The sequence below is a fragment of the Mycobacterium sp. genome (assembly GCF_050701675.1).
Taxonomy (GTDB): Bacteria; Actinomycetota; Actinomycetes; order Mycobacteriales; family Mycobacteriaceae; genus Mycobacterium.
In genome coordinates this window covers 1-7,471 of record NZ_JBOGDD010001131.1, presented here as the reverse complement: position 1 = coordinate 7,471, position 7,471 = coordinate 1, and the positions used below count along the sequence as shown (strand labels likewise).

Genomic DNA, 7,471 nt, shown 5'->3' with positions numbered 1-7,471 from the left:
GGCGTAGAACGTCGACCCCCAGCCGGTCGCTTCGCGTGCACGCCTCCAAGGCTTGAGAACTCCCCCGCCACGACGCAACGCGGCTCCTCGAAGGAGGGCTGGCTGGGTGGATGCGGCGCATGTCGTTGCGCGCAGTGTCGGCCGTCAGGGTATTTACCTACTTGTCTACGGGTTGTCCCTCTACGCTACCTGGCGCGGTGAACGACAGCCCTGCGCAGACCCGCCCACAAGAGCGCCGCGGCGGGCGACCACAGCAGCCACGGCGAGTTGGACGCGGGCCGGACCACAATGGCGCAGCCGCTGGAGTCGGACGGCCGCGGAGTGAGCGACGGCGGGACGGTCGAGGTCTCGGCGGGAGCGGGGGTTCGGGTGCTGGTGGGCTCGACGGGCGTCTGCGTGCGGGTGGGAGCAGCGGAGGGGGTCGGGCTCGGCGGCTGCGGGGTGACGGTGGGCGTCAGGGTCGGCGCGTCGGGCGCAAGCACGCGAACCGCGCCACTGTTGCAGTGCGATTGGATGGAGCCGGTATCGTAGGTGATGATCCTGACGTTCTGGCAGAAGAGCGGATAGGTGCCCGGCAAAGCCGCGGGCGATATCGCCACCAGGCAACTGAACATCACCGAACCGGATGGGAACGCGGTGTCAGGGTCTTCGTCCACTCTGAAGTCTACGTACACCCCAACGCATCGGCCGGGCTCGAAGCACGAGAAAAAGAAGTCGCTCTCGGTAGCAAACGCCCCTTTCACCAAGCACCGGGGCGCCCCGAGATCGTCGGCAACAATCTGGGTCGCCTTGTCGTACTCGACCCCGGTGATCACACCGATGACCTGCGCGCCCACGGTCGCTTCGAGGGTGACGTCGAACCACACGCTTTCACCGGGACGCCCCTCCACGGTGTCGACGAACAGCATCCCGGATTTGGGCAGCTCGGGCACCGAGATCGCATCTTCTTGCGTGGTGGTAGGCAGCGCGTTGCCGGCCGCATCGGTCGCGCCAGCGCTAGTAATCAGCAGTGGGTAGAATCCGGGTGGCGCATGCCACGGAATTTCTACGGTGCAATAGTAGACTATCGTCTGAACGTCCTGCGGAGGGACGACGTCGATCGAGGCGCGGACTCCGGTGCACGCCGCACCGACGCACGCCGGCGGCACGAACGAGAACGTGACGAACGAGACCGCGACCGGTTGCTCAGGGAAATCGACGCAGTCGGGCGTGCCATCAGGTTTCGCCCGGATCACCAGGGGGGGGGCTACGGACAGTTCGTTGTGAGCTGTCGAGACCAGCGCTCCCTCACCGAAGAGGCGAACCGGTACTTCAAGGATCGTTCCCGGCGGTGCCTCCATGTTCGCCCGAACGCTAAAGCGGGCAGCTCCGGCGGGCATCGCGATGGCGATCACCCCCGCTGTCACGAACATGACCCAAGTACCATGGCCCATCTCGCTCACGTATCTGGGGCACTGCACCCAATCAATCCAGGAATGAGATCGAGCCTCTTCCTCCATGAGCGCGTCTGACCGAAGGCGCGTCTCTGGGCGCCGATTGCCCTACTAAACCCAGCAACCCATCAACTCGGAGGACGGACATGAAAGAGCAGCTGTTGCTTCACCGACGCATTCCAACCTGCCGGCGAGACGCGGGCCCCAGCTTCCACTTGCGCGCCCGCGGCGCGAAGGTCCTTCGCGGGCGATCGGCGCGGTCAGTGATTTCCGTCGTCTTCGTAATCGCGGTGCAAGTGGTTGCGAGCAGTGGCCACGCGGCCCGATGTCGGCGGGTGGCACACGCCGGTGTAGAACGTCGACGCCCAGCCGGTCGCTTCGCGTGCACGCCGCCAAGGCTTGAGAACTCCCCGCCACGACGCAACGCGGCTCCTCGAAGGAGGGGCTGGCTGGGTGGATGCGGCGCATGTCGTTGCGCGCAGCATCCGCCATCAGGGTATTTACCTACTTGTCTACGGGTTGCCCCTCTGCGCTACCTGGCGCGGTGAACGCCAGCCCTGCGCAGACCCGCCCACAAGAGCGCCGCGACGGGCGACCACAGCAGCCACGCCGAGTTGGACGCGGGCCGGACCACAATGGCGCAGCCGCTGGAGTCGGACGGCCGCGGAGTGAGCGACGGCGGTATGGTCGAGGTGTCGGCGGGCGCGGGGGTTCGGGTGCTGGTCGGCTGAACCAGCGTCGGCGTGAAGGTGGCTCGGGCGGAGGGCGTCGAGCTCGGCGGCGGGGTGACACTGGGTGTCAGCGTCGGCGTCTCGGGCGCGAGCACGCGAACCGCGCCACCGTTGCAGTGCGATCGGATGAAGCCGGTGTCATACGCGCTGATGTTCGACGTGTGACAGAAGAGCGGATAGTCCCCCGGCGGCGCGTCCGGCGAGATCGTGATGAGACAGCTGAACATCGGCGCCCCGGATGGAAACGCGGGCAAATCTCCGGAGCCGATGAAGACATCGAGCGAGCAGCACGGCAGAGATCCGAAGTAGAAGCTGCTCTGCTGGCCCACCGACGGATTCACCATGCAATGGGGGCGCCCAATGCCGTCGGCGACGATCGGCGTCAGCGGATCGTACTCGATGAAACCGACCGTGCCGACGACCTGCGCGGCGACCGTGCTCTCGAGGGCCACGTCGATCCACACGCTCTCGCCGGGGTAGCCCTCGGCGGTGCCGACAAACAGCATTGCGGCCTTCGGCAGCTCGGGGACCGGGATGAGGGCGTTGCCGATGGTCGTGGGCAGCGCGTTACCGGCGGCGTCAGTGGCGGCCGCGTTGCTGATCAGCAGCGGGTAGAATCCGGGGGGCGCGTCAGGCGGAACCTCGACGATGCAGGAGTATACGATCGCCTGAATATCCACCGGCGGAGTGACATCGATCGACGCGCGCACTCCAGTGCACGCATCGCCGGCACAACCCGTCGGGAGAGAGGTGAAGGTGGTGGGGTACTCCGAGTACCAAGCCGCGCAGTCAGGCGTGCCGTCGAGTTTGGCGCGGATGACGAGAGGTGGCGCAACCAAGAGATCGTTTCGAGCGGTCGCCACCAGCGCTCCCTCGGCTCCGTAGAGATCGACCGGAACTTCAAGGGTTGAGCCCGGCGGTGCTTCCATGAAGGCCCGAACGAGGAAGTGAAGGGCTTGGGCCGGGGTGGCGACTGCGATCACCCCGGCGACGCCCAGCACGCCCCAAAAACTGCAACTCATCCTCAGGACGGTACGCGGGCGGCGCGGATTGATCAACACTTATAGTGCACTGCTAGCGTGCGGATCATTAAACGATAAATCGGGAGGGGAACATGACAGCGACAGTTCTTGGACTTCTTCACTCAGGTGATTCCACCAGCAAGACCAACAGGCCCTTCATCGCGTCAACACCGAGGCGATGGATCTTCCGCCGCCATCGCCAGCAATCGCTGCGCTCACTTCGTTCTGTGATCGCCGTGGTCGCGGCTCACCTGCTGGCGAGCACCGGCTATGCGGCTACGCCGACTCCAGTTCCACAATTGCGGTGCTTGGGGAATACGATTCCAGACTGTCCAACCCCAAGTACGTCTCAGACGGACACGATCACGAGCTGCGCCGCCCTGAATGCCTACATGTTCAACACGAACAATCGGCGCGTCAATTTGGCGTTCGTAGGCCCCCAGAGCGACGAATGTGCTCTCACCCACGCGCTGGAGATCAATGCGAACAACGTCTTCATCCGCGGTACGAGCGGTCGCATCACGCTCTTCCCGAACTTCGTCCCGCCCGCGGGCTCTGCCGGGATTCTCATCAACGGCAACAACGTCCGCATCGAGCGCGTGCGGGTGTCGGGCGGCTTTCCAGTCGGGATCAAGGTCGAGGCCGGCAGGACCGATGCCGTGCTCAGCAATCTGACACTCGCCAACAATGACTTCGGGGCAAAACTCGCGGGGGCCAACGTATGCCTGCACAACGTCACCGCCGAGAAGAACAGCCAAGCCGGCCTGCTGGTCGAAGCGTCGGCATCTGGGTCATTTGCGTTCCGGGCGGGCAACGTCAACGAGAACACCGGTCTCGGACTCAAGATCGAGTCAACGGCACTCACCGACGTCCACTTCTGGGGCTCCACCGCCAGCAAGAACACCGGCGGTGACGGCCTCACTATTGCCGGCCAGGATGCGGAGGTGCTCTGCTCAGATGTAAGAGAGAATATTCAAGGCCGAGGACTCGTATCCTCAGCAGCGAAGCTTCAGGTCGAGAATTCGTATTTCTTCAAGAACTTGCGCGAAGGCATCGCGCTGACCGTTGCCAGCTCGGTAAACCACATCATCGGGTCGACTCTGCTGGACAACGACGGCGGACTGGCACCGCCCACCGGGCAGAATGGCAAGCAGATCGCGCGCACCAGTGGCACGTTGCGCGTGTACAACACGCTGACCCGCGGCAAGATCTTCATCGACAGCAACGCCGGGACGACGGAGTGCGGCAGCAACATGTACGCCGATCAGACCTCGGCGTGTCCGGCGGGGACGCCGGGCACGCCGAACGTCAACATCAAGGCCCTGCCGACCCTGGCGGCCGATGACCGGCATCTGGCGTCCGGCCGGGGCATCGACGAAGGGGCCGACGTGCGGCCGACGGCCAAGCCGACGCTGGTCGTGCGCATTCCGCAGGAGGACCGCGAGGGGGAGCCCCGGCCGCGTGACGGCGACGGCAACGGTTCGCTCATCGCCGACATCGGGGCCTACGAGGGCTTGCCGCTGGCGACCTCGACGCGGACCTGGACGCCCACCCGCACGCCGACGCGCACCCCGACGCCGATCGGCGCGACCTCGACGCCGACGCCAGTGGCAACGGGCACCTCCACGCCCTGCGCGAACACGACATGCGAGGGCGATTGCAGCAATTGCAGCGACAATGCGGTGACGATCGGTGAGCTCATCCGCTCCGTCAACTGGGCGCTCGGTCCTCCGGGGTCGGGGCGTCAGTGCATCGACAAGAACAACAACCAGGTCGTCGCAATCAACGAGCTGATCAGGGCGGTCAACCGCAGTCTCGACGGCTGCCCGGCACCGGGCGGCCAAAGCCTCCTTGGATCGGGGGGCGAAGGCCTGCTCGCGGCCGGAGGCGGGGGCGAAGGGTTCGCACCGCTCAGCAGCTCGGGCGACGCCGAGCTTGCGATCCCGGCGCTCACCGCTCGGCGCGGCATGAGCGTCGCCTTCACGGTGCTGGCGCGCGAAGCCAACAACCAGACCAGCGGCTTCAACGCCGATATCGGCTTCCCGACCACGGTGATGACCGTGCCGAACTGCACCGGCGATCCGCGCCTGCCCGGCGGCTTGCAGCTCACCACCAGCAGCCCCGCCAGCGGCGCGCTGCGGTTGCTGCTAATCGATCTCGGTGAGTATCCGGTACCGCCATTCCCAGACGGGTTCGTCGCGACGTGCAGCGCGATGATTCTCAGCAACGCGCCGCTCGGCAACCACACGCTGTCCGTCTCGGCGGTCACGATGAGTGATCAATGGGGAGACGTGATCGGGACGATCGGCGTCAACGGCACGTTGACGGTGACCAACTAGCCAGCGCGAGGAGGCGCAGACGTGCCGCGGCAATCGGCCCGGACGCGCTGCGCCTCCTCCTTCTTTCTCTGACCCCTTCGCGACCGGTGTGCCCGGGTGAGGGGTCCGGCGCTGCGGGCCGGCTCACGTTCTGGCCGCCCCGCAACGCGGAGGCGGCGCGCGCTGCGCGCCGACGGGCGCGCCACCGGCGCGCCCCTACGCGGATCGACACGCGGCGTTCGCGGATCGACACAGCCCGGTTGCCGGCGCTAGGAGAAGGCATGGGCAGTGCGCGCAGCTACGCGATGCGCCTCCTCGACGGCCGCTGGCCCGAGGCGATCCGCGGTCACCATTGGATCAACGGGCCGGGCAAGCGGCTGCCGTGGCAGCAGCACTCGATCTTCGCCCCCGGCGTGTTGCAGCGCTTCGACCTGCAGCCCGACGGCGATGGTGAGCTTCTCTGGCACGTGCGCGACACGCACGCCTACGACGTGCAGGCGGCGCTCGCCCACCTCGACGTCTTCGAAGACCCGCGCGCCTTCCACCTGCTCGGCGGGCCGCTGCTGACCGGTCTGAACAATTCGTTCTTCCTCATCGGCGAGCGCGTCTTCCTCACCGCCGACTTCAACCGTCCGTGGGAGATCGACCCGGCGACGATGGCGCTCGCGACGGTGGTCGGCTCGGTGGCCGAATGGGGCGGCAGTGCCCGACTGGCGCTGCTCTCGCCGCCGGTGCCGACCAGCGCCCATCCGTACTACGACCGCGGCGACGGCCTGCTCTACGACTACACCTGCAAGGCGCTCCCACAGCACGGCACCTCGCTGTCGCGCTTCGAACGGCCGCTGCGCCTGACCACCTGGGACGGCGACGGCGCGGTGCAGAGCTGGGAGGTGCCGGGCGCCGGGCTGACGCAGTACGTGCACGAGATCGGCGCGACGCGGCACTTCGTCGTCCTGCTCGAATCGTGCTCGTTCCAGATCGAGAGCGGCATCGAGTGGCTCGGCCTGCCCAAGCTGGCGCCGCACCTGCCGGTGTCGAACCTGTACGTCATCCGCAAGGCGGATCTCAGCGAGGCCAATCGCACGCGCGGCCTGCCGTTCCGCCGGATCGAGGTGCCGGTCGAGGCCTTCCACCTGCTCTGCGATTACGAAGACGACGGCGAGCACATCGACCTGTGGCTGACGCACGGCAACGGCCTCGACTTTCTCGCCGCCAACACCGCCGACGACGTCCACTGGCGCACCGGCGAACCCTTCAAGCGCTGGCAGCTCGATCGCTTCATCAACGCCGACTACGCGACCATCGGACGCTACCGCGTCGCAGTCGACGCGCAGACCGTCGTATCGAGCGATCGCGTCATGCAACCCGATCGCCTCTGGGGCGCCGGCGTCTGGAGCTGGGATCCGCGCCCGGCCAACCCGGCCGACAGCCCGCTCTACGTCAGCTGGCTGGGCTTCGATGAAGCGCTGGTCAGCCGCCGCCTGATGCAGCTCTATGGCGACCGCCCGCATCGCATCCTGCCGCCCAACACGCTGCCCGAGGGGACCCATGCGGCGGCGCTCACCGCCGTCGACTTCCGCAGCGCCGCGGTTACCCAGTGCTACCTCTACCCGGCCAACACGACGACGCTCGCCAACCAGTTCATCCCGCGCCCGGGGGGCGAGGGCGGCTGGGTCGGTGTCTATCTCGTCTCGCCGCAGCGCGACGTGCAGTACTGGTTGTTCGACGCCGACCATCTCGCCGCCGGCCCGATCGCCCGCCTCGGCCATCCCGACCTGCGGCCCGAGCGCACCATCCACCACACCTGGACCGCCGCCGCCGCCCCGCGCCGCGCCACCTATCACGTCCCGATCGCCGCCGATCTCGGCGACGACTGGCGCCACCTGCCGGCACCGTTCCGCGCGGTGGTCGAAACCGGCCTGCGCCGCGCCGAAGGCCACTGACACTGGAGGGCGCCGGTCCCTCGG

4 protein-coding genes are annotated in these 7,471 nt (G+C 67.1%); 2 read left to right on the top strand and 2 right to left on the bottom strand.

Annotated elements, in window-relative coordinates:
* Positions 1-185: 185 nt before the first annotated feature.
* Complete coding sequence (locus ACRDUX_RS35065) at positions 186-1,412, bottom strand: hypothetical protein (RefSeq protein WP_526421162.1); 1,227 nt, start codon at positions 1,410-1,412, stop codon at positions 186-188.
* A 553-nt stretch (positions 1,413-1,965) separates the two neighbouring features.
* Positions 1,966-3,186: a hypothetical protein gene (locus tag ACRDUX_RS35060; RefSeq protein ID WP_526421160.1), complete on the bottom strand. Its 1,221-nt coding sequence runs from the start codon at positions 3,184-3,186 to the stop codon at positions 1,966-1,968.
* A 392-nt stretch (positions 3,187-3,578) separates the two neighbouring features.
* Between ACRDUX_RS35060 and ACRDUX_RS35055 the strand changes: the two genes are divergently transcribed.
* Positions 3,579-5,525 carry a right-handed parallel beta-helix repeat-containing protein gene (locus tag ACRDUX_RS35055; RefSeq protein WP_526421158.1) on the top strand — a complete coding sequence of 649 codons (1,947 nt, stop codon included), beginning with the start codon at positions 3,579-3,581 and terminating at the stop codon, positions 5,523-5,525.
* A 260-nt stretch (positions 5,526-5,785) separates the two neighbouring features.
* On the top strand, positions 5,786-7,447 hold the full coding sequence (locus tag ACRDUX_RS35050; protein WP_526421156.1) for a carotenoid oxygenase family protein: 1,662 nt from the start codon (positions 5,786-5,788) through the stop codon (positions 7,445-7,447).
* The last annotated feature ends 24 nt before the right edge of the window (positions 7,448-7,471 follow it).

Coding starts and splice junctions, on each gene's coding strand:
- ACRDUX_RS35065 (WP_526421162.1), bottom strand. CDS start 1,412: ATGTTCGTGACAGCGGGGGTGATCGCCATCGCGATGCCCGCCGGAGCT.
- ACRDUX_RS35050 (WP_526421156.1), top strand. CDS start 5,786: ATGGGCAGTGCGCGCAGCTACGCGATGCGCCTCCTCGACGGCCGCTGG.
- ACRDUX_RS35060 (WP_526421160.1), bottom strand. CDS start 3,186: ATGAGTTGCAGTTTTTGGGGCGTGCTGGGCGTCGCCGGGGTGATCGCA.
- ACRDUX_RS35055 (WP_526421158.1), top strand. CDS start 3,579: ATGTTCAACACGAACAATCGGCGCGTCAATTTGGCGTTCGTAGGCCCC.